Origin of the sequence: Bradyrhizobium vignae (assembly GCF_900324035.1) — a bacterium.
Classification (GTDB): domain Bacteria; phylum Pseudomonadota; class Alphaproteobacteria; order Rhizobiales; family Xanthobacteraceae; genus Bradyrhizobium; species Bradyrhizobium vignae.
Genome location: NZ_LS398110.1, coordinates 2,302,788 through 2,323,070, shown reverse-complemented (window position 1 = coordinate 2,323,070; position 20,283 = coordinate 2,302,788). Strand labels below are relative to the sequence as shown.

Annotated in this window: 14 protein-coding genes; 9 read left to right on the top strand and 5 right to left on the bottom strand. The window is 64.6% G+C overall.

All coding sequences use genetic code 11. The features are described 5' to 3' along the window. Positions 1-7: 7 nt before the first annotated feature. Positions 8-1,699, bottom strand: a complete 1,692-nt coding sequence (locus BRAD3257_RS11275) for a peptide ABC transporter substrate-binding protein (protein WP_122401885.1) — start codon at positions 1,697-1,699, stop codon at positions 8-10. A 218-nt stretch (positions 1,700-1,917) separates the two neighbouring features. Between BRAD3257_RS11275 and BRAD3257_RS11270 the strand changes: the two genes are divergently transcribed. Next, positions 1,918-2,550 (top strand): cupin domain-containing protein, encoded by a 633-nt coding sequence (locus BRAD3257_RS11270; RefSeq protein WP_122401884.1) that lies wholly within the window; start codon positions 1,918-1,920, stop codon positions 2,548-2,550. A gap of 124 nt (positions 2,551-2,674) precedes the next feature. Here the strand turns inward: BRAD3257_RS11270 and BRAD3257_RS11265 are convergent, their stop codons facing one another. Next, positions 2,675-3,700, bottom strand: a complete 1,026-nt coding sequence (locus tag BRAD3257_RS11265; protein WP_122406495.1) for an AraC family transcriptional regulator — start codon at positions 3,698-3,700, stop codon at positions 2,675-2,677. A 187-nt stretch (positions 3,701-3,887) separates the two neighbouring features. On the opposite strand from BRAD3257_RS11265, the gene BRAD3257_RS11260 reads away from it, so the two are divergent. From BRAD3257_RS11260 to BRAD3257_RS11250, 3 genes are all read left to right on the top strand, one after another. Beyond that, positions 3,888-4,337: a cupin domain-containing protein gene (locus tag BRAD3257_RS11260; protein ID WP_122401883.1), complete on the top strand. Its 450-nt coding sequence runs from the start codon at positions 3,888-3,890 to the stop codon at positions 4,335-4,337. A 100-nt stretch (positions 4,338-4,437) separates the two neighbouring features. After that, on the top strand, positions 4,438-5,925 hold the full coding sequence (locus tag BRAD3257_RS11255; protein ID WP_162500163.1) for a flavin-containing monooxygenase: 1,488 nt from the start codon (positions 4,438-4,440) through the stop codon (positions 5,923-5,925). Positions 5,926-5,996: 71 nt separating this feature from the next. Further along, the gene (locus BRAD3257_RS11250) at positions 5,997-7,070 is read left to right on the top strand and encodes a hypothetical protein (protein ID WP_122401881.1); all 1,074 of its coding nucleotides are present in this window, start codon (positions 5,997-5,999) and stop codon (positions 7,068-7,070) included. A 68-nt stretch (positions 7,071-7,138) separates the two neighbouring features. Here the strand turns inward: BRAD3257_RS11250 and BRAD3257_RS11245 are convergent, their stop codons facing one another. Then, a complete protein-coding gene (locus tag BRAD3257_RS11245; RefSeq protein WP_122401880.1) occupies positions 7,139-7,657 on the bottom strand; it encodes a GNAT family N-acetyltransferase in 519 nt (172 codons plus the stop codon). Between the two features lie 239 nt (positions 7,658-7,896). Between BRAD3257_RS11245 and BRAD3257_RS11235 the strand changes: the two genes are divergently transcribed. Together BRAD3257_RS11235 and BRAD3257_RS11230 are read left to right on the top strand one after the other, a co-directional pair. Next, entirely contained in the window at positions 7,897-9,090 is a 1,194-nt protein-coding gene (locus BRAD3257_RS11235; RefSeq protein WP_122401879.1) for an efflux RND transporter periplasmic adaptor subunit, read from the top strand. A 12-nt stretch (positions 9,091-9,102) separates the two neighbouring features. Beyond that, positions 9,103-12,252 carry an efflux RND transporter permease subunit gene (locus BRAD3257_RS11230; protein WP_122401878.1) on the top strand — a complete coding sequence of 1,050 codons (3,150 nt, stop codon included), beginning with the start codon at positions 9,103-9,105 and terminating at the stop codon, positions 12,250-12,252. A gap of 227 nt (positions 12,253-12,479) precedes the next feature. Here BRAD3257_RS11230 and BRAD3257_RS11225 read toward each other — a convergent pair whose 3' ends face one another. Together BRAD3257_RS11225 and BRAD3257_RS11220 are read right to left on the bottom strand one after the other, a co-directional pair. Further along, positions 12,480-14,735: a cation:proton antiporter domain-containing protein gene (locus tag BRAD3257_RS11225; protein ID WP_122401877.1), complete on the bottom strand. Its 2,256-nt coding sequence runs from the start codon at positions 14,733-14,735 to the stop codon at positions 12,480-12,482. A 541-nt stretch (positions 14,736-15,276) separates the two neighbouring features. Further along, positions 15,277-16,449, bottom strand: coding sequence for an MFS transporter (locus tag BRAD3257_RS11220; RefSeq protein ID WP_122401876.1), 1,173 nt, complete (start codon positions 16,447-16,449; stop codon positions 15,277-15,279). Between the two features lie 63 nt (positions 16,450-16,512). Here BRAD3257_RS11220 and BRAD3257_RS11215 point away from each other — a divergent pair, with 63 nt between their 5' ends. From BRAD3257_RS11215 to BRAD3257_RS11205, 3 genes are all read left to right on the top strand, one after another. Beyond that, positions 16,513-17,313 carry an AraC family transcriptional regulator gene (locus BRAD3257_RS11215; RefSeq protein WP_162500162.1) on the top strand — a complete coding sequence of 267 codons (801 nt, stop codon included), beginning with the start codon at positions 16,513-16,515 and terminating at the stop codon, positions 17,311-17,313. A gap of 296 nt (positions 17,314-17,609) precedes the next feature. Beyond that, on the top strand, positions 17,610-18,962 hold the full coding sequence (locus tag BRAD3257_RS11210) for a malonyl-CoA decarboxylase (RefSeq protein ID WP_122401874.1): 1,353 nt from the start codon (positions 17,610-17,612) through the stop codon (positions 18,960-18,962). 177 nt (positions 18,963-19,139) lie between these two features. Further along, positions 19,140-20,279, top strand: coding sequence for a DUF418 domain-containing protein (locus BRAD3257_RS11205; protein ID WP_122406494.1), 1,140 nt, complete (start codon positions 19,140-19,142; stop codon positions 20,277-20,279). Positions 20,280-20,283: the final 4 nt, after the last annotated feature.

Here is a 20,283-nt window from a genome sequence, read left to right as displayed (position 1 = left end):
CAGGACATCAGGCCCAATACCATTCGCGGATATTCCAGCAGTTGATCGAGGTGTTGATGTTGGGACGGAAGCCCTGCAGGCCCTCCTTGACGCCCTCGGCAATGAACCCCTGAAACAGCGGCAGGATGGCGAGATCGTTACGGATCAGCTTCTGCAGCTCGCCATAGGTCGCCTTGCGCTGTGACAGATCGAACTGCTTGGCGCCTTCGGCGAGCAGCCGATCGGCCTCCGCGCTCCGGTACTGATAGGTGTTGTAGCCGCGCCCGCCTTTGGCGGGAATGGAGCCCGAGCCGAAGCGCGGCGTCACGTCGGGGTCGCTGCCCAACATGAAATTCACGCCCACGATCACCGAGTTGAACTTCGACTGCTGCCAGAAGTCGCCCCAGATCACGGCCGCCGGCATGTTGTTGACGCGCATCGCAGCGCCGATCGCACGCCAGTCCTGGATCAGAAGCTGCTGGGTTTGCTCGCGCACCGCGTTGCCTGACGTCGTGGAGTTGGCGAATTCGAGCTTGACGCCGCCCTTCTCGCGAATGCCACCCGCGCCGCGCACCCATCCGGCGGCATCGAGCAGCGCGTTGGCCTTGGCCGGATCGTATTTATGCTGCGGCAGTCCCTGCTGGAACGACCAGGCCTGCTGCGGCACGAAGCTCTCGGTCTGCTTGGGCAATCCGTAATTGAGCGCATCGATGATCGCTTGCTTGTTGATGGCGAGATAGAGCGCCTCGCGCACCGCGCGATCAGCGAAGGGACCGAACTCCAGATTGGGCGCGATATGCTCCACCGAGGAGGTCGAGGAGACGACGATATTGCGCCCCTTCAGCGTCTTCGCCTCCTGCACGAAGTTCGGCAAGATGCCTTGCAGGCCGGTGTAGTCGACCTGGCCGGTGCGGAACTGGGTGTAGAGCACGGTGAGGTCGGGGATGTACTTGAAGACCACGCGTTCGACGTAAGGCCCCTTGCCGTGATAGCCGATGTGGGCGTTGAGCAGGATGTGGTCCCCGGGCACGCGTTCGCCCCAGCGGAACGGCCCGGTGCCGATAGGCGCATTGTGGAACGGCGAGGCGTTCGGATCGGACACCTTCTCCAGGATGTGTTTTGGCACGATGAAGGTCAGCGATCCCAGGATCGACATGTAGGGCGAATAGGGCGCTTCCATGCGCCAATGGATCTCGTCGGGCGCGACGACCTTGATGTCCTTGACGAGGCTGTGGCCGACGCGACTGCGGGCGCGGAAATTGGGGTCGTTGATCAATTCGAGCGAGAACTTCACGTCCTCGGCCGTGAAAGGCGTGCCGTCGTGCCATTTCACGTCATTGCGCAGCTTGATCTTCCAGGTCAGGCCATCGGCCGATAGACCGCCATTCTCGAGGGTCGGGACTTCGCGCGCGAGATCTGGAACGAAATTGCCGGCGGGATCGATGTACCAGAGCAGCGAGAACACCTGCCACCAGATGCCCTGGTCGACCTCGATGCCCGGCATCAAGGGATGAAAGACGGTCGGCTCCTGCGACAGCGCCGCGATCACCTGGCCGCGCGGCTTGTCCGGCGGATTGGTGGGACGTTCGGTCTGGGCGAAGGCGTTGCCTGAAAGCGTCCATCCCGCTGCGGCGCCCGCGCCGAGCTGGACGAATTGACGGCGATTCGGAATGCCGAGATGCAGTGCCCCAACGCCACGCTTGCCAGTGTCGTGTGCCATCACCCACTCTCCGTTTCCGCACGCGGCACCGTCTCCCGCGCCCCGAGACCCCGGCAAAGGGACAGGAGTGGGCTTTAGTGCTTCTAAATTTTTCGATCAAAATTTCATCATGACTAAATACAGCTGTCAATCACATTGCTAGTATGCGCAATCTTTTCACTCTGACTAAAGTCACGGCAGCCGATGCCCGAGGCTGAGGTGATGCATGGGAGAGCGACATGGATGGTCGCGGCGACACGAACGGCACCAAGGACGCTCCGGCGATCGAAGCTGACGATGCGGTCGACCAGCGCCTGGGTGAAACGGTGCGGCTGCTGCGTCAGCGCGCCGGCCTCTCGATCCAGGACGTCGCCAACAAGACCGGCCTGTCCACCGGCATGATCAGCCAGCTCGAGCGCGCGCGCGCCATGCCGTCGGTCCGTACGCTGCGCCTGCTCAGCATCGCGCTCGACGTTCCCATCTCCTACTTCTTCGAAAGCAGCGATCCCTCCGACGGGCAACGCTACATCGTGCGCAAGAACAGCCGGCGGCTGCTGCGGCTCACCGCCAGCGGCGTCGTCAAGGAAGCGCTGACCCCTGCAGGGAAAGGCCAGCTCGAGCTCTACGAGCTCACGCTCAATCCCGGAGCCTCGTCCGGCACCGACTTCCTGCAGCACACCGGTGAGAAGGCGGGCTACATCCTCTCAGGCAGCCTGCGGCTGTGGCTCGACAACCAGGCTCACCTGCTGGAAGCCGGCGACAGCTTTCGCTTCCCGAGCATCGTGCCGCACATGTTCGACAACCCGACGCAGCAGGTGGCGCGCGCGATCTGGGTGACGACGCTGCTCCAGACCGATTCGCCGTCGGGTTGAGGCGGCACGGAAGCAGAGTTGGATGAGTTTTGGTTGAGTTGACGCGCCCAGAACTCGGAACACCTCTCCTGTAGGGCTCCTGTAGGAGAGGCAAACCGCGAACAGCTGCCCGAGTTCACTTCATCTAGCTCATCCGACGCCGCAGCGTGGCCGACGGTGTCTCGCCGAATTTATCGCGGTAGGCGCCGGCCATGCGGCCGAGATGGGTGAAGCCGAGATCGAAGGCGATCTCGGTGATGCAGGCATCGGGTGCGGCCTGCGCGAGGCGCGCGTGCAGGCCAGCAAGGCGCATGTCGAGCAGCATCTGCGAGATCGACACGCCGAAGTGACGGCGGAAGCCGAGCTGAAGCGCGCGAATGCCGATGCCGGACACGCAGGCGAGCTGCGCGAGATCGAGCGGCTCGCCGGCATTGTCCGCCAGATGGTCGCGCGCGGCGCGGAGCGCGCGCGGCAAGCGCTCGGCCTGTCCTGAGAACGTTCGAATCGCGTCCGACAGGCCATGCCTCTGCCCGTTGAGAAGATGATCGAGCAGCGCTTCGCGCCAATCGGCCATCGCGACCGGCGACAGCCTGCCGGAGGGACCGACACGCTCGGCGAGCGTCATCAACTCGGCAAGACTGGTCTGCAGGGCCCGTCCGGAGGGCGCGTCGAGTTCGATCACGGGATCGAATTCGACCGTGCCGACCGTCCTGCCCGCCAGCGCCGCGGCTCGCTGCTCGACCATGCGGCGCTCGAGCAGCAGGATCGCTTGGGCGCAGTCGGTCCAGATCATCCGCGTCGGGATCGTCGGCGACAGCAGTGACGCCGTCCGGTCCGGCGCGGAATCGAGTTCACAGCCGCCGGCACGAATGCGGGCGGCGCCAGCCAGCGGGACCTGCACCAGGAAGAAGCGCTCGAGGCAGCCGGGATCGATACTGACCGATCCGCCATAGGCGACATAGTTGATGGAGAAGCCGGCGAAATCAGCGCAATTGTGCCGGGCGGAGAAGCCGGCCGCCCGCGCCTCTCCCGGCTCGAGATCGTGCGGGCAGAAGATGCGCCCGATCTGCTCGGCGGCTTCGTCGACATTGTCGGTGGTGACGCGCGCGAAGGCCGCAAGCCGCTCGGCTGCAGGCGCCCTTGCGTTCATTTCCAGCACGGCTGCGGACATCATCGACCACGCTTCGCGTCACGGAATTGCTTTAAGCCTATAATAGTTCCGCGGATGCGAAAAGAGCGGCTCCTGCAAAATCCTCGTGCTGCATGGCAATGGCGGCGTTCGGATTCGTTTAGCGGATAGACAGGCGCCTATCGCTGGCGAAAGCTCCGTCCCCGCCGGAATCCATGAGGAGCAAGCCATGACTGCACTCGAAAAGGGCATTACCGCTAACGGCACGGGCTATGGCGGCAAGAGCTGGAACATCCTTGGCCAGGTCTATTTCCCCAAAGCCGTGACCGACTCCACCTTCGCGTTCGAGACCAACAGCGATCCCGGCCAGTTCGTGCCGGTGCACATCCATCCGACCCAGGACGAGTTCATCCTGGTGCAGGAAGGCACGCTCGACCTCAAGCTGGATGGCCAATGGATCAAGGCCCATGCCGGCGACCTCGTGCGCATGCCGCGCGGCATTCCGCACGGCTATTTCAACAAGTCCGACAAGCCGTGCCGCGCGCTGTTCTGGGTCTCACCGATGCAGAAGCTGGAGGCGCTGTTCAACCAGCTGCACAATCTGACCGACCCTGCCGAAGTGGTACGTATCTCGGCGCTGCATGAGGTCGATTTCCTGCCGCCCGAGGCCAACGACTAGGCTCCCTCGTCCACTGTCATCTGCTTGCAGGCCTACCGGCCGCGCCTTGCGGCCGAACGTGGCCGCTTGCCCGGAAAACACATCGATAGCGAGCAATCCCATGGTCAGCCCCAAACATGTCTGCGTGATCGGCGCCGGCGTCTCCGGCCTTGCCGCCGCCAAGGCGTTCTCCGGCCGCGGCCACCGCGTCACCATCGTCGAGCGCAGCTCGGATCTCGGCGGCGTCTGGGAGCCGGCGCGCTCCTATCCTGAGGTGCAGACGCAGAGCCCGAAGGAACTCTATCGCTATACCGACCGCGCCATGCCGGATGCCTATCCGGAATGGCCGACCGGGCCGCAGGTCCATGCCTATCTCGCCGACTACGCCAGGAGTTTTGGCCTCGACCGCATGCTGCGCCTCGACACCGAAGTTGCCGGCATGGCGCGTCGCGTGGACGGCAGACCGGGCTGGACGCTGACCCTGACGAGCAAAGACGGCACGACGAACGAAGACTTCGATTTCGTCGCCGTCTGCACCGGCCAATTCAATGAGCCGCGCGAGCTGCATTGCCCCGGCGAGGACGGTTTTCTGGCGCAGGGCGGCCAGATCCGGCACTCGTCGAAATACGGCGATCCAGTACTTGCAAAGGGACGCCGCGTCGTCGTGCTCGGCGGCTCGAAGTCCGCGACCGACATCGCCGTGAACGCGGTGAAGTCAGGCGCGCGCGAGGTCACGATCGTGATGCGCGAGCCGGTCTGGCGCATCCCTTACTTCATCGGCGGACTCGTGAACTTCAAGCGCATCCTCTACATCCGCGCGCAAGAGGAGATGTTTCTGGGCTGGGGCGCGAGCGCGATGGCGAGACTTGCACATCGCATAGCCGCGCCGCTGGTCTGGGCGAACTGGCGTGGGCTGGAGAGCCTGCTCAAGGCGCAGCTCAAGCTCGGCCGCTGCAAGATGGTCCCGAAGGAGCGGATCGAGGACGGCGTCAACTGCTCGGTGCCGATCGCAACGCCGGGCTTTTATCCGATGGTCGCCGACGGCCGCATCAAGGCGGTGTTCGGCACGTTCGACCGTTATGAAGGCGACAGCATCGTGATGAGCGGCGGCGAGCGCATCAAGGCCGACCTCGCGGTGCTCGCGATCGGCTACAAGCTCGGCGTGCCGTTCCTGCCCGAGGCCTACCGGCAGAAACTGGTCGATGCCGACGGCCAGTACCGGCTCTATCGTCTGATCGCCAACCCCGATCTGCCGGAGCTCGGCTTCGTCGGCTTCAACTCGTCGTTCTGCACCGTGCTCTGCGCTGATCTCGCCGCCAACTGGCTGGTGCGCTACGCCGACGGCCAGCTCGCCAACCAGCCGTCGACCAAGCAGATGCGCGACAACATCGAGATGATGCTGCACTTCAAGCGCGTCGAGCGGCCGGCGGCAGGCGTCTATGGCGGGCTCTGCGTCGCGCCCTATCACTACCGTCATTTCGACGAGCTGATGGCCGACATCGGTGCGAAGAACTGGAAGCGCGGCGGGTTCGTCGGGCGCTTCTCGCCGCCGGACGCGGATATCTACGCGAAGTTCCTGGCGACCGCGCCGGACTACCGGGCGGCGTGAGAGGAAGAATTGCGGCAGCTCGCGTCTGATGCTTACGATCTCCCTGGCCATCGAATCGACGGGAACCAACCATGGGATCGAGACGACTTGCCGCCGCGGTCTTTGCGGCCGCTGCCTTCTTCGTCGCGGCGCCCGTCGTTGCACAGAAAGGCGCGCCAACGCCAAGGCAATCCGAGGCGCTCGCCACCTACGAGCGGGCGCTCGCCGATTTCAAATCCATCCTCGCCGAGCGACGACGCCAGATCGAGGCGAAGGAGCCGCTGCCCAATCTGCCGGGACAGGCGCTCTATCTCGCGCGCGTCGCGGTGATCAGCAGCTACAAGGACCTGACGGACGCCATGCCGGCGCGGATCGGGAGGCCCAACAAGTTCGAGATTCCTCCGGCCTATTTCGACGCCGACATCGAGCCATTGATCGACGAATATTCGAAGCTGTTCGACATCATGGAGGCGCCGCCTGCCAGCGCGCAGAATTCGCCAACGCCGTTCAAGGACGTCGTCGATCTCGCGGTCGCCATTGCGCGCGCCAAGGGGCTTGCGCCTGAGCATGCGGAGGCCGCGGGGCGCATCAGCCTCGGGCTGTTCTTCGCCGAGACCAACGGCAAGCAGAATGTCCGCAATGCGCGCTCGAACACCTACATGGGCAGCTTCCAGACCGGCCCCTCCGAAGACCGCAACGGCCGCCGGAAATGGGAGGCCGTCAAGGGCGACATCGCCGCGATCGATCCGGCGCTGAGCGCGCGCGACGACAAGGAGGAGGCACGCGCCCGCGGCACAGATCACCGCTTCAACCACTGGACCAACGTGCGGGACGGGCTGATGAACGCGCATGCCGACCTGTTCCGTGAGATCCCGCAAATCGTGAAGACGCTGCCTGATCCGATCGACCAGATGAAGCTGTTCGAACTGATCCAGATCGTTCCCACGCCGACGCGGGCTGCGCTCAAATCGGGCGATCTCCTGAACTACAGGGTGTCCAGCCCCATGATCATGAAGCACCTGCGCAACAACAGCATTTTTGCTTTCGGACAGACCGACCGGGCGCGCACCTCGGCGAGCTACCGCGAGATGCTCGCTGCGATGTGGCTGTTCAACCGGAAGTTCGAGCGCGCGATGGCGAAGTATGAGGAGATCAAGAGGCGGTAGACGATCACGAAGCTATCACCAGGGACAATCGCATGCGCATCCTCCTCTCGGCAGAGCCAGTTTTCACCTCAGAGCCGCTTGATGAAATGGTAGCGGCGAATGCCGCCGCCTAGCGTCTTGTTGGTGGCGGCATCGGCGATCTCTTCGCCCGCGTTCTCGTATCCGGCGTTACGATACAGCGCCAGCGCATCCTGCTGAAGCTCGGACGTACTCAGCTGCAATTGTAACCGCTTCCGGCGGCGGCATTCCTGCTCCGCAAACGCCAGCATGTTCCGCGCAATTCCCCGGCGTCGCGCGCCGGGAGCGACGTACATGCGCCGCAGCTCCATCGCCTCCCCGCCAACGCTCTCCAGCCCAAACATGCCAACAATTTCGTCGTCGTCGACAGCGACCCAAAAACCGCCGTCCCGGCTCGAATAGTAATCGGCGATTCGATCTATCTCCTCCACGAGCGAGCGAGTGATGTATTTTTCGAACGCCTCCGCCAAATGCGCGGGTGCCAACAGACGATTTACCCGGATGAACAGCTCGCGCACAGGAACCGCATCGAGCGGCGCGAAGGCGCGAATCTGAATTTCAGTTGTCATGCAGCCGCTGCCGCTACTCCGTCCGGATCGGCGAATCCTTCCGGCGCATCAATCACACCGCCTTCCCCAATTCTGGTCGATCATGCGCTCAGTGAAAAGCGATTTGTTATGATGAACCTGCCAAGGGCACGCCGCCGTTTGCAGTGCAAGGCCGGAGACTGCCATGGCAATGGTGTTCCGCGGCCGGGCATTTGTTGGTAGCCTGCCGCACCGACAGACAGCAATCCGGGAGCCACCGAATGACGCGCGCGAATCTCGCATCTCCCGCACGAACTAGGCAAGCGCGGAAACATGTCGGGCGGGCCTTGGCAACGGCAACCGCGGTCATCGCGCTCGCCGGCTGCGAGGACAAGAACACCTTCGTGGCGCCACCGCCGCCCAAGGTGGACGTCGCGACGCCGGTGCAGCGCGCAGTGACGCGCTACGTCGAGGCGACCGGCAACACCGCGCCGATCAAGAGCGTCGATCTGGTCGCGCGCGTACAGGGCTTCCTGCAATCGATCGACTACCAGGACGGCACCTTCGTCAAGCAGGGCACCCAGCTGTTCACAATCGAGCCGGAGACCTACAAGCTCAAGCTCGAGCAGGCACAGGCAGCCGAGGCCGGCGCGCAGGCCACGCTGAAGCAGGCAGAGGCCGATTTCAAGCGGCAGACCGAGTTGGTGCAGCGCCAGGCGGTCTCGCAGTCCACCCTCGACACCTCGACCTCGAACCGCGAAAACGCGCAGGCCAGTCTCCAACAGGCGCAGGTCAATACCAGGCTCGCCGAGGTCAATTACGGCTACACCAAGGTGACGGCGCCGTTCGACGGCATCGTCAGCGCGCACCTGGTCTCGATCGGCGAGCTCGTCGGCGTCTCCTCCCCGACCCAGCTCGCGACCATCGTCGCGCTGGACCCGATCTGGGTGAACTTCACCGTCAACGAGCAGGACGTCCTTCGCATCCGCGCCGAAGCGGCCCGCCGCGGGCTGACGGTCGCCGATCTCAGACAGTTGCCGGTCCAGGTGGGCCTCCAGACCGAGACCGGATACCCGCATGAAGGCCACCTCGACTACGTCTCGCCGACCCTCAATACATCGACCGGCACGCTCGCCGTGCGCGGCGTCATACCCAACGACAAGCGGGTGCTGCTGCCCGGCTATTTCGTCCGCGTCCGCGTACCCTTCACCCAGGAGAAGGAAGCCCTGCTCGTCCCCGACACCGCGCTCGGCAGCGACCAGGGCGGCCGCTATCTCCTCGTCGTCAACAACGACAATGTCGTCGAGCAGCGCAAGGTGCAGATCGGGCCGACCGACAACGGCCTGCGCGTGATTGAAAGCGGCCTCAAGCCGGACGACCGCGTCGTGATCGCGGGACTGCTGCGGGTGATCCCGGGGCAGAAGATCGACCCGCAGGTGACGAAGATCGACCAGTCCCAGGCGTCCACCAAGTAGGAGCCGCCAGCCATGATCTCAAAATTCTTCATCGAGCGGCCGGTCCTCTCGAACGTCATCGCACTCCTGATGATCCTGATCGGCGGCGTCGCCCTGTTCAACCTTGCGATCGCGCAATACCCCGACGTGGTGCCGCCGACGGTGCAGGTCACCACGCGCTATCCCGGCGCCAGCGCCAAGACCGTGATCGACACCGTGGCGCTGCCGATCGAGCAGCAGGTCAACGGCGTCGAGGACATGCTGTACATGCAGTCCTACAGCGGCTCGGACGGCACCTACACGCTGACCGTGACCTTCAAGATCGGCACCGACCTCAACTTCGCACAGGTGCTGGTGCAGAACCGTGTCTCCAGTGCGCTGGCGCAGCTGCCGCAGGCGGTGCAGAACCAGGGCGTCACCGTCCAGAAGAAATCGACCGCTATCCTGCTGTTCGTGACGCTGACCTCGCCCGAGGCGAAGTATGACAGCCTCTATTTGAGCAACTACGCCACCATCAACATCCGCGACGAGCTCTCCCGCCTGCCCGGCGTCGGCAACGTCACGGTGTTCGGCGCCGGCCAGTATTCGATGCGGGTGTGGCTCGACCCGAGCAAACTGCAGGCCCGGGGCCTGGTACCGCAGGACGTCATCAACGCGATCCAGCAGCAGAGCCAGCAGGTCTCCGCCGGCCAGGTCGGCGCACCGCCGACGCCGCCGGGCCAGGCGTTCCAGTACACGCTCAACGTCAACGGACGGCTCGACGACACCACCCAGTTCGAGAACATCATCGTCAAGACAGGGACCAGCGGCGACGTCACGCGGGTGCGCGACGTCGGCTGGGTCGAGCTTGGCGCGCAGACCTACAGCCAGATCTTCTCGCTCAACAAGCAGCCCGCCACCGGCATCGGCGTGTTCCAGTCGCCCGGCGCCAACGCGCTCCAGGTCGAGCAGGCCGTCGAGAAGAAGATGGCCGAGCTCGCCAAGCGCTTCCCCGAAGGCATCAAATACGACACGCCGTTCGACACCACCAAGTTCGTGCAAGCCTCGGTGCACGAGGTCTACATGACGCTGATCGAGGCCGGCCTTCTGGTGCTGGTCGTGATCCTCGTGTTCCTGCAGGACTGGCGCGCGATGCTGGTGCCGGCGACGACCGTGCCCGTCACCATCATCGGCGCCTTCGCCGCGATGGCGGCGCTCGGCTTCACCATCAACATGTCGACGCTGTTCGCGATCGTGCTCGCGATCGGCATCGTGGTCGACGACGCCATCGTGGTGGTGGAAGGCGCGGCGCACAACATCGAGCAGGGCATGAACGGCCACGACGCCGCGATCAGGGCGATGGACCAGCTGTTCGCGCCGATCGTCGGCATCACCCTGGTGCTGATCTCGGTGTTCCTGCCGGCCTCGTTCCTTGCCGGCCTCACCGGGCGCATCTACTCGCAATTCGCGCTGGTGATCGCGGCGACCGCGCTGCTCTCCGCGATCAACGCGGCGACCTTGAAGCCGACGCAGTGTGCGCTATGGCTGCGGCCGGCGGTGCCGCCGGAGCAGCGCAATTTCTTCTATCGGGGCTTCAACGCCGTCTATGACCGTGTCGAGCGCGGCTACACCAGGCTGATCACGTTCCTGGTGAAGAACGCCACCATCTCGGTCGCGTTCGCGCTGCTGGTCATCGGAGCCAGCGGCTACGGCCTGTCGCGGGTGCCGACGGGCTTCCTGCCGATCGAGGACCAGGGCTATCTGATCGCCGCGATCCAGCTGCCCGACGGCGCAGCGTTGGAGCGGACCCAGAACGTGCTCGACAGGGCCAGCGAGATCATCAAGGATACGCCCGGCGTCCAGCAGGTCATCACCATCGCCGGCATCTCCGCGCTCGACAACAGCGCCAGCCTCGCCAATGCCGGCGTCGCCTACATCATCCTGAAGGATTGGGACGCGCGCAAAGGACCCGGCGAGGATTTGCGCTCGCTGGTCTTTGGGCTGAACGACAAGCTCGCAACCATCATGGAGGCGCGCACCATTGTGCTGCCGCCGCCGCCGATCCAGGGCATCGGCAACGCCGCCGGTTTCTCGATGCAGGTCGAGCTGCGCGACGGCAACAGCGATTTCGCCAAGCTGCAGGCCATCACCGGTGCGATGGTCAGCAACGCGCAGAGCCAGAGCGCGCTGCAGCGCGTGCAGACCTCGTTCCGCTCGTCGGTGCCGCAGTTCAACGTCGAGATCGACCGCATCAAGACCCAGACGCTGCACGTCACGACGGACCAGGTGTTCTCGGCACTATCGACCTATCTCGGCTCGTCCTACGTCAACCAGTTCAACAAGTTCGGCCGCGTCTTCCAGGTCTACACCCAGGCCGATCCGGCCTTCCGCGTCACCGAGCGCGACATCGCCAACATGCAGGTGCGCAACTCCAACGGCGACATGATCCCGATCGGCACCGTCGCCAAGATCACGCCGGCCACCGGTCCGTCGCTGATCAGCCTCTACAACCTCTATCCGTCCTCGACGGTGATCGGCCTGCCGGCGCAGGGCTATTCATCGGGCCAATCGCTGAAGCTGATGGAGGAGATCGCGGACAAGACGCTGCCGCCCGGCACCGGCTATGAATGGACCGCGATGTCATATCAGGAGAAGGCGGTCTCGAACCAGATCTACTGGGTGTTCGGCCTCGCCATGCTGCTGGTCTATCTCGTGCTCGCCGGCCAGTATGAGAGCTGGTACGCGCCGATCTCGGTGATCCTCGCGGTGCCGCTGTCGCTGCTCGGGCCGATGCTGATCCTCTCCGGGCTCAAGATCGACAACAACCTCTATTGCCAGATCGGATTGATCCTGCTCATCGCGCTGTCGGCCAAGAACGCGATCCTGATCGTCGAGGTGGGCCTCGAGCTGCACGGCCGCGACGGCAAGCCGATCCTGGAGTCCGCGATCGAAGCCGCGCGTGCCCGTTTCCGCCCGATCCTGATGACCTCCTTCGCCTTCATCCTCGGCGTCGTGCCGCTGGTGCTCGCGACCGGCGCCGGCGCCAGCGCGCGCAAGTCGATCGGCATCACCGTGTTCTCGGGCATGCTGGCCTCGACCTGCCTTGCGGTGCTGTTCGTGCCGGCCTTCTTCGTGGTGGTGCAGCGGTTTGAGAACTGGCGCGCCTCGAAGAAGGCGCCGAAGGCGGTGGCGGTGAAGACTTAAGGCGCCGAGGCATCCACATCGTCATTGCGGGCGCAGCGAACCAATCCAGAATCTTTCCGCGGTGACAGTCTGGATTTGCTTCGCTGCGCTCGCAATGACGGAGGAGAGGGATCGGCGCTAAGGGGAGTGTCTCAATGAGGAGACAGCCCTCTCCCCAAACCTCTCCCGCAAGCGCAAGAGGGAGCGCACCTCCTGCGCAGGTGCAGCCGGACTGAACTCGACGTAGCCTAAGCCTTCTCCGGCGGCGCCTGCCGCGCCTCGCCGCTCGACACCAGCAGCACCGAGACCTTCGATTGCCTGAGCACCGCGTCGGCGACGCCGCCGAAGGAAAGGTGATCGGCCTGGATGCGGTCGACACCCATGACGACGAGGTCGACGTCGGTGGTATCGATCTCGCGCAGGATCGCGGCCTCCGGCGCCCGGTTCAGCCGCAGCGTGGTGGTGATGTCGACGTCGTATCGGGCCGCGAGATCGCTGGTGTCCTTGAGGATGCCCATCTCCTGGCTCAGCCCGCGCGAAGTGCCGCGCTGTGCGCCCTTGTCGCGCGTCGTCGTCACATAGATCACCCGGAGCGAGCCTGAGCCCGCCAGCGCCACCGCGATCTCCGCACCGCGCTTGGAAACGGCGCTGCCGGAAACGGGAACGAGGATGTTGAGCGCATCGGGCATTGGCTGCTTCAGATGCTTGCCTTTGGCGGCCACGATGGCGAGCGGTCCGTCGAACGTTGCGGCGATATCCTCGATCTTGCGATCGAAACGGTCCTTGGCGGCGGCCACCTTGGCGACGCCGACGACCAGGAGGTCGAAGCCCTTGCGCGCTTCGTCGGCAATGGTCTCGCCGAGCTCCGCGCGCCCGGTGCGGGTGACGACGTCGATGCTGCCGGCATTGCCATCGCCGTTGGCGGAGACGGTTTCGGCGGCCTTCTTGACCACGGCTTCGTGACTCTCATGGCGGCCCTTCTCCTGCTCCTCGGCGTGCTTGCCGATATGCAGCACCGTGATCGGGAGGCCGCGCATGCCGGCGATCAGGCCGGCGACGTGGGCGGCGAAGGTAGCGTTGGGGCTCTCGTCCACTGCCAGCAGGGGACGCTCGAGATTGGCGATGAAGCCGCGCTTCTCGAATTCTTCCCGCTCGAGCCGCTCCTTCTCCTCCTCGTTCATCGGCAGCCTGGCCAGCGCCGCGCGCAGCATCGGCGGCATCGCCATCGTCGTCACGATTGCCATGGTCACGATCATCGTGAACAGGTTCTGACTGAGCACGCCGATGGAGAGGCCGATGGTTGCGATGATCACCTCGGTCGAGCCGCGCGCATTCATGCCGCTGGCGAGCGCCAGCGACTCCCTGGCATTCAGCCCTCCCAAGGTGCCGCCGACGAAGGCACCGCCGAACTTGCCGACGCTGGCGATCACGACCAGGAGTCCGGTGAGCATCAGGAGGCTGGGATCGCGCAGCACCGAGAGGTCGGCGCTGAGCCCCGCCAGGCCGAAGAACACCGGCATGAAGAAGCTCGAGATCAGGCCGCGCAGGCGCTCGTCGATCTGCCGCGTCAGGATCGGGGACTCGCCGACGAGAATGCCGGCCACGAAGGCCCCGAGCACGGTGTGGACGCCGATCAGGTGCGTGATCAGCGCCATGACGCCCATCAGCACCAGGATCACCGTGATGACAGGCGCGGCGCTGACCAGGTTGTCGTTGGCCCAGCGGATCAGCTGGAACACCAGGCGGCGGCCGATCGTGAAGCTGATGGCGAGGAAGGCGAGCGTCCCCAGCACGGCTTTGGCCACCGAGGCGATGTCGAGCGTGCCGTGCGAGGCCAGGCTGAAGATGACGGCGATGATGATCCAGCCGATGGTGTCATCGATGACGGCGGTCGCGACGATGATCTGCCCGACATTGCGGCGCATGAAATTCATCTCGCGCACCACCACGGCGACGATCTTCACGGAGGAGATCGACAGCGCCGTGCCCATGAACAACGACGCCACCAGGCGCTCCTGCGGATTGGGCAGCAGTGCATCCGGCAGGAACTCGCCGAGTGCGAAGCCGCAGGCGAAGGGCACCAGGATGCCGGCAATCGAGATCGCGATCGCGGCCTTGCCGACCTTCCGGACCAGCTTGAGATCGGTCTCCATGCCGGTCAGCAAGAGCAGCAGCAGAATGCCCACTTGCGCGATGCCGTCGATCATCGCCTTCTGCTCGGGCGTCTTGGGGAAGATCGCGGCTTGCGCCTCCGGCCAGATCCAGCCGAACAGCGACGGCCCCAGGATGATGCCGGCGAGCAGTTCGCCCATCACCGAGGGCTGGCCGATCCGCTGCATGATCTCGCCGAGGCCGCGGCCGAGCGCCATCAGCAGCGCGATCTGCAGGATCAGGAGCGACTCGGAGGGTCCGGCCGATTTGCCGCGTTCGGCGGCGACTGCAATGGTGGTGAGGATAAGCGCCGCGGGGACAAGGCCGACCGTTCGGAGCAGGCGCCATGGCATGCAGGTATCTTTCCCCCTTGATCTATCCCGGGCGTCGGGGCCACAGGGGATAGAACCCGCGGAAGGCAGAGCGGGTTCCGCCGCGCGGCGGGTTCAGGGGGCGAAAACAAAAAGTGCGAAAACAACCCCATGCACAGTAGAGATGGGGTTGAAAACCTCACGAAATTTCGGACTTGCCGAAACGACTTGCTCCGTCGGGCAAAACACTGGCAGAATGGGATAATGGGCAGGCAGCGGGGGAAGTACCGCCGCAGGTCCCGCCGCCCGCCACATTCCCCGTCATTGCGGGCGCAGCGAAGCAAATCCAGACTGTCTCCACGGAGGGACTCTGGATTTGCTTCGCTGCGCTCGCAATGACGACGAAGCGAGAGCTGCCCGCCTCACTTCCCTCTCGTGCCCCCGGGCGCAGCGCAGCGTCTCTTCGACGGTGCGCTGCTGAGCCGGGGCCCATGCCGCCGAGACACTCGCCTGTAATTTTCTGGGTCCCGGCTCTGCGCAGCAACGCTAACGCGTTACAGCTTGTCCGGGACACGAGAGCCTCTCACGCCGGCTGCGGCGTCCTGATCTCGCGCGGCAGAATCAGCGCGGCGGCGATCGCGAGCAGGCAGAGGGCGGCGAAGGCGTGCAGCATGGTGACGAAGCCGCCCTGCTCGTAGAGCCAGGCGACCAGGCCGACGGAGGCGCCGGCCGCGGTGAAGCCGACGAAATAGCGCACGGCATAGGCGCGCGAGCGCCACTCCTCGGTGGTGTACTTGCCGACCATGGCATCGTTCACCGTGACCTGGCCGAACGCGCCCATGACGATGCCGATCGAGACCACGATCAGCGGCAGATTGTTCAGGCTCGCGGCCAGATACAGGAACGGCGCCAGCATGAAGGACAGCGGCAGCGCCACCGTCTTCAGCGAGTAGCGGTCGAGCAGCCGGCCGATCGTATATTGCGTCATCGCGCCGAACACGTAGACGCAGGCGGCGATGACCCCGAGCAGCGCCGGGCTTTTGGTGAGATCAGCGAGCCGCTCGGCGAACAGCTTTGGCAGCGCGACTGTGACGGCGTTGAAGGTCGTGGAGATCGCGATCACCACGATCAGCAGCGACAGCACCACGCGCCACATGTCCTGTTTTGCCACCCGCGCCTGGGCCGCCGCCTGCTTCGAGCCCTTGCGGTCCTCGTGCACGACGCTCATCGCGAAGCCGATGCCGATCAGGATCGTGACCACGCCGGGAACGATGAACGCAAAGCGCCAGCCGAGATACTGGCCGATCACGCCGGTGACCAGGGCCGACGAGGCGACGCCGAGATTGCCCCAGACGCCGTTGATGCCCATCTCGCGGCCGAGCCGGTCGGCATAGGACACGATCATGGCAGTGCCGACGGGATGATAGATCGAGGCGAAGATGCCGATGGCGAGCAGCGCGGCGCCGAGCTGCACGGGAGTCTGCACGAAGCCGACCGCGATCATGGAGGCGCCGATGCCGATGAAGAAGATCAGCATCATGTGACGGCGGCTCCAGCGATCCCCGAGCCAGCCGGTGAGCAGCGAGCCCGCCCCGAAGGCAACGAATCCCGGCGTCGCGTAAGGCAGGAGTTCCGAATAGGCCATGCCGAGCGCCGGGCCCATGATGATGACGGCGGCGGCGAAGATCAGCATCGAATAATGGTCGATGAAATGGCCTGCATTGACGAAACTGATGACCCGGCTGGGGCTGTTCATTTCCCGAATCCTCTCCTGCTCCGAAAATGAGGTATATGTCTTGCGAATGACGGGATGCTGCCAATGACTGTCTTGGAAACGCCAATCCTCCGCGAGGTCCGGAGCAACCACCGCTCGCCCGCGGGCGTGCACCTGGTCGCCCGCGATTATCCCAAGGGGATGCGGATCGAGCCGCACCTGCACCGCGAGGCGCAGCTGATCTATGCGACCAGGGGCACCATGCAGGTGACGACGCCCGGGGGACGCTGGCTGGTGCCGCCGGACCGGGCGGTCTGGGTGCCGGCCGGGCTCGAGCACGCCATCGACCTGCTCGCCGACATCGAGATGCGCACGCTGTATTTCGACCTGTCCTGGCTGAAGCGCCAGCAGCGCTATGACGGCCTGACCAGGGAATTCGTGGTGCGGGTGTCACCGCTGCTCAATCAGGCGATCCTCGCGTTGTTCGATGCAGGCAACACCGAGGAGCGCACCGAACTGCTGGTGCGCCTGGTGATGCTGGAATTGCACCAGGCCGAGGATTCCACGACGTTCGTGCCGCTGCCGCGCGAAGTGCGCTGCCGCCGCGCCGCGATGATCGTGCTCGACGACCCCACCGGCCTGCACGACATCGACACCTTGGCGCGCGCGGTCGGAACCTCCGTGCGGACGCTGTCGCGGCTGTTCTCGACCGAGACGCAGCTCAGCTTCAAGAGCTGGTGCCAGCGCGCTCGGATTGCGGCTGCGATCCAGCGGCTGTCGACGGATGCAAATGTCTCGGTGAAACAGCTCGCCACGCAGCTTGGCTATGCGAGCGTGCCGGCGTTCTCGGCGGCGTTCCGCCAGGTGACGGGGCGGACGCCGACGGAGTTTGCGGGGAAGGGGTAGCCCCAATCTCGTCATTGCGAGCGCCTTGCGTAACTCTCTCCCCCGTCATTGCGCGGATGCGACGACGCAATCCGGAATCCCTCCTCGGAGGCAGTCTGAATTGCTTCGCTGCGCTTGCGATGACGGCGGGTGAGATGGCCGCCGCGTTCTCCAAATCCCGCTGGTCTGAACATGCCGTCATTCGCCAAACGCACACTCCAACTAAAGATGCCGCATCCCCCTCCTTGATTGTGATCGGCTTCTGCCCAAATCCCATGTAAGCTTCCGCAACGCACAAACCTGAATCGAAAGCCCAGATGGCCAACGCCTTCTTCTCCGACCTGCTCGCCACCATCTCCGAGCGCGGCCGCACGCTGCTTCGCCGCGGCGACGCCTCGGACACCAAACGAGATGCCGATGGACTGCTCGAGCTTTGCGGCGCGCTGCTGTCCGGCCGGGGCGAAGCCTCCGGCACCGCCATGGCGCGCGAGGTGCTCGATCTCTATCAGGAGCTGGATGCGGCGGGACGCCGCGCCTTTTTCGAAGGATTGGTGCGCTTTTTCGGCCCCGACCGGGAACGACTTTCCAAGGCGATCGAACAATGGCGCGCCAAGCCGAGCGACGAGGATGCCAGTGCCCTGCACTTCGCCTCCGAGCCGCGGCGGCAGGAACTGATCCGCCGCCTCAACCGCGCGCCGGGTGGCACCGGCGATCTCGTCAAGATGCGCGCCGATCTGCTCGGCATGATGAACGGGCACACCGATCTCGCCGCGCTCGACCGCGACGTCTCGCATCTTCTCTCTTCGTGGTTCAACAGGGGGTTTCTCGTGCTGCGCAGGATCGACTGGTCGACCCCGGCCAACATCCTCGAAAAGATCATCCGTTACGAAGCCGTGCATGAGATCTCCGACTGGGACGATCTGCGCCGCCGTATCGACCCGGTCGACCGCCGCTGCTACGCCTTCTTCCATCCCGCAATGGTGGACGAGCCCCTGATCTTCGTCGAGGTGGCGCTGACAGAGACGATCCCGGGCGCGATCGCGCCGCTGCTCGCGGTCGACCGCCAGCACCTTCCCATCGAGAAGGCGCGCACCGCCGTGTTCTATTCCATCTCCAACACCCAGCGCGGCCTGGGCGGCATCTCCTTCGGCAGCTTCCTGATCAAGCAGGTGGTGGAGGAGCTGCGCCGCGAATTGCCGAAGCTCGACACCTTCGTGACGCTGTCGCCGGTGCCCGGCTTCATGGCCTGGGTGAAGCAGGACAAGGAGCTGCCGCTGGCGGACGAGGACCGCGAGGCGCTGAAGCGTCTCGATGATCCCAAATGGTTCGAAAGCCCCGAGACGGCGGCACTGCTTCGCGGCGTGCTGGAGCCGCTCGCCGCCTACTATTTCCTGAGGGCGCGCACGCCGAAGGGCCGGCTGATCGATTCCGTCGCCCGCTTCCATCTCGGCAACGGTGCCCGGCTCGAGCGCATCAACTGGATGGGCGACCTCTCGCCCAAGGGCGTGCGGGAGTCCGCCGGCGTGATGGTCAACTACCTCTACCGCCTCGACGACATCGAGAAGAACCACGAGGCCTATGCGAATGACGGCGAGGTGGTGGCGTCCAGTGCGGTGAAGAAGCTGCTGAAGGGCGAGGGACGAAGGTTGCTGGACATGCGGCTGTCGTAAAGAGGCCGCGTCACGGCGTCGTTGCGAGCACAGCGAAGCAAATCCAGACTGCCTTCGCGGACAGACTCTGGATTGCTTCGCTTCGCTCGCAATGACAAAGAACGTGGCGGCACCTCGCCTGCACCGAGCCTGGCCGGGCGCAGCTGCGGCAGCAAGGCCGAATTAGCCGAGACTTGCATGACGGCATATAGCCCGGCAGCTCCGACGCCGTCCGTAGAGCGGATCGATGCCATCGACGTGCTCAGGGGCATCGCCCTGTTCGGCGTCATGGCGATCAATCTCGTGATGGAATTTCGCATTTCGATCTTCGAGCAGTTTCTCGGCCCCAAGACACTCGCTTCGCCCATCGACCAGACCATCGAAACGATCCTGACACAGGCTATCGAGCTCAAGGCATTCGCGCTGTTTTCGCTGCTGTTCGGCGCAGGTCTTGCCATTCAATTCGACCGGCTCGCCGCCAGCAAACGTCGCACCGTTTTGCTCCTGCGCCGGCTTGCCGTGCTGCTGGTGTTCGGCATTATCCACCTTTGCCTGATCTGGAATGGCGATATCCTCGCCGAATATGCGCTAGCCGGATTCATCGTGCTACCATTGCTGTTTGGCCCGCGCTGGCTGCTCGCTTTCGCCGCAGTGACATCTCTGGGGCTGTATCTGGCGATGCAGGCTTTTCCGCCGGCTGGATTGTTTCCCAGCCGGACTATGATCTGGCGCGATGCCATGGACGCCAATCGCATCTATGCGACGGGCGGCTTTCTCGATGTGCTGGCGTTTCGGCTGCGCGAAATTCCCCTGATCGCTTCGCTCCACGCATTCGTCTTTCTGCGTACGATCGGGCTATTTCTTCTGGGAATACTGGCCTGGCGGAGCGGCATCGTGCAAAACACCCGCGCCCTGTTCGTCATCGGGCTTCCCGCGCTCGCTCTCGGCGCGGGCCTGCTTTATCGCGGCATCGAGCCGCTCGGCGCCACCCTGTTGGCGCTGGGCTATGGCGCCGCCATCCTCGGCATCGCCCATTTCGATCGCGGCAAGAAGCTGCTCGGCTGGGCCGCGCCGCTGGGACGGATGGCCTTCACCAACTACATAGCGGAGTCCCTCATCTTCGGTTGGATCTTTTACGGCTACGGCCTCGGCCTGTTCGGCCGGCTTGGCGTCGCCGAGGCTCTCGCCATCGGCATTGCCGTCTACGCCGCACAGGCGCTGTTCAGCGTCTGGTGGCTGCGTCGCTATCGCTACGGCCCGCTCGAATGGCTGTGGCGGTCGTTGATGTATGGGGCGCGACAGCCGATGGCGGCGGTGGAGGCGGGGAAAGAGCGATGAAGCC

Excerpts from the sequence above, each read along its gene's own strand:
- BRAD3257_RS11270 (WP_122401884.1), top strand. The coding sequence starts at position 1,918 with ATGGATGGTCGCGGCGACACGAACGGCACCAAGGACGCTCCGGCGATC.
- BRAD3257_RS11255 (WP_162500163.1), top strand. The coding sequence starts at position 4,438 with ATGGTCAGCCCCAAACATGTCTGCGTGATCGGCGCCGGCGTCTCCGGC.
- BRAD3257_RS11230 (WP_122401878.1), top strand. The coding sequence starts at position 9,103 with ATGATCTCAAAATTCTTCATCGAGCGGCCGGTCCTCTCGAACGTCATC.
- BRAD3257_RS11210 (WP_122401874.1), top strand. The coding sequence starts at position 17,610 with ATGGCCAACGCCTTCTTCTCCGACCTGCTCGCCACCATCTCCGAGCGC.
- BRAD3257_RS11260 (WP_122401883.1), top strand. The coding sequence starts at position 3,888 with ATGACTGCACTCGAAAAGGGCATTACCGCTAACGGCACGGGCTATGGC.
- BRAD3257_RS11205 (WP_122406494.1), top strand. The coding sequence starts at position 19,140 with ATGACGGCATATAGCCCGGCAGCTCCGACGCCGTCCGTAGAGCGGATC.
- BRAD3257_RS11275 (WP_122401885.1), bottom strand. The coding sequence starts at position 1,699 with ATGGCACACGACACTGGCAAGCGTGGCGTTGGGGCACTGCATCTCGGC.
- BRAD3257_RS11215 (WP_162500162.1), top strand. The coding sequence starts at position 16,513 with ATGACTGTCTTGGAAACGCCAATCCTCCGCGAGGTCCGGAGCAACCAC.
- BRAD3257_RS11250 (WP_122401881.1), top strand. The coding sequence starts at position 5,997 with ATGGGATCGAGACGACTTGCCGCCGCGGTCTTTGCGGCCGCTGCCTTC.
- BRAD3257_RS11225 (WP_122401877.1), bottom strand. The coding sequence starts at position 14,735 with ATGCCATGGCGCCTGCTCCGAACGGTCGGCCTTGTCCCCGCGGCGCTT.
- BRAD3257_RS11245 (WP_122401880.1), bottom strand. The coding sequence starts at position 7,657 with ATGACAACTGAAATTCAGATTCGCGCCTTCGCGCCGCTCGATGCGGTT.
- BRAD3257_RS11220 (WP_122401876.1), bottom strand. The coding sequence starts at position 16,449 with ATGAACAGCCCCAGCCGGGTCATCAGTTTCGTCAATGCAGGCCATTTC.
- BRAD3257_RS11265 (WP_122406495.1), bottom strand. The coding sequence starts at position 3,700 with ATGTCCGCAGCCGTGCTGGAAATGAACGCAAGGGCGCCTGCAGCCGAG.
- BRAD3257_RS11235 (WP_122401879.1), top strand. The coding sequence starts at position 7,897 with ATGACGCGCGCGAATCTCGCATCTCCCGCACGAACTAGGCAAGCGCGG.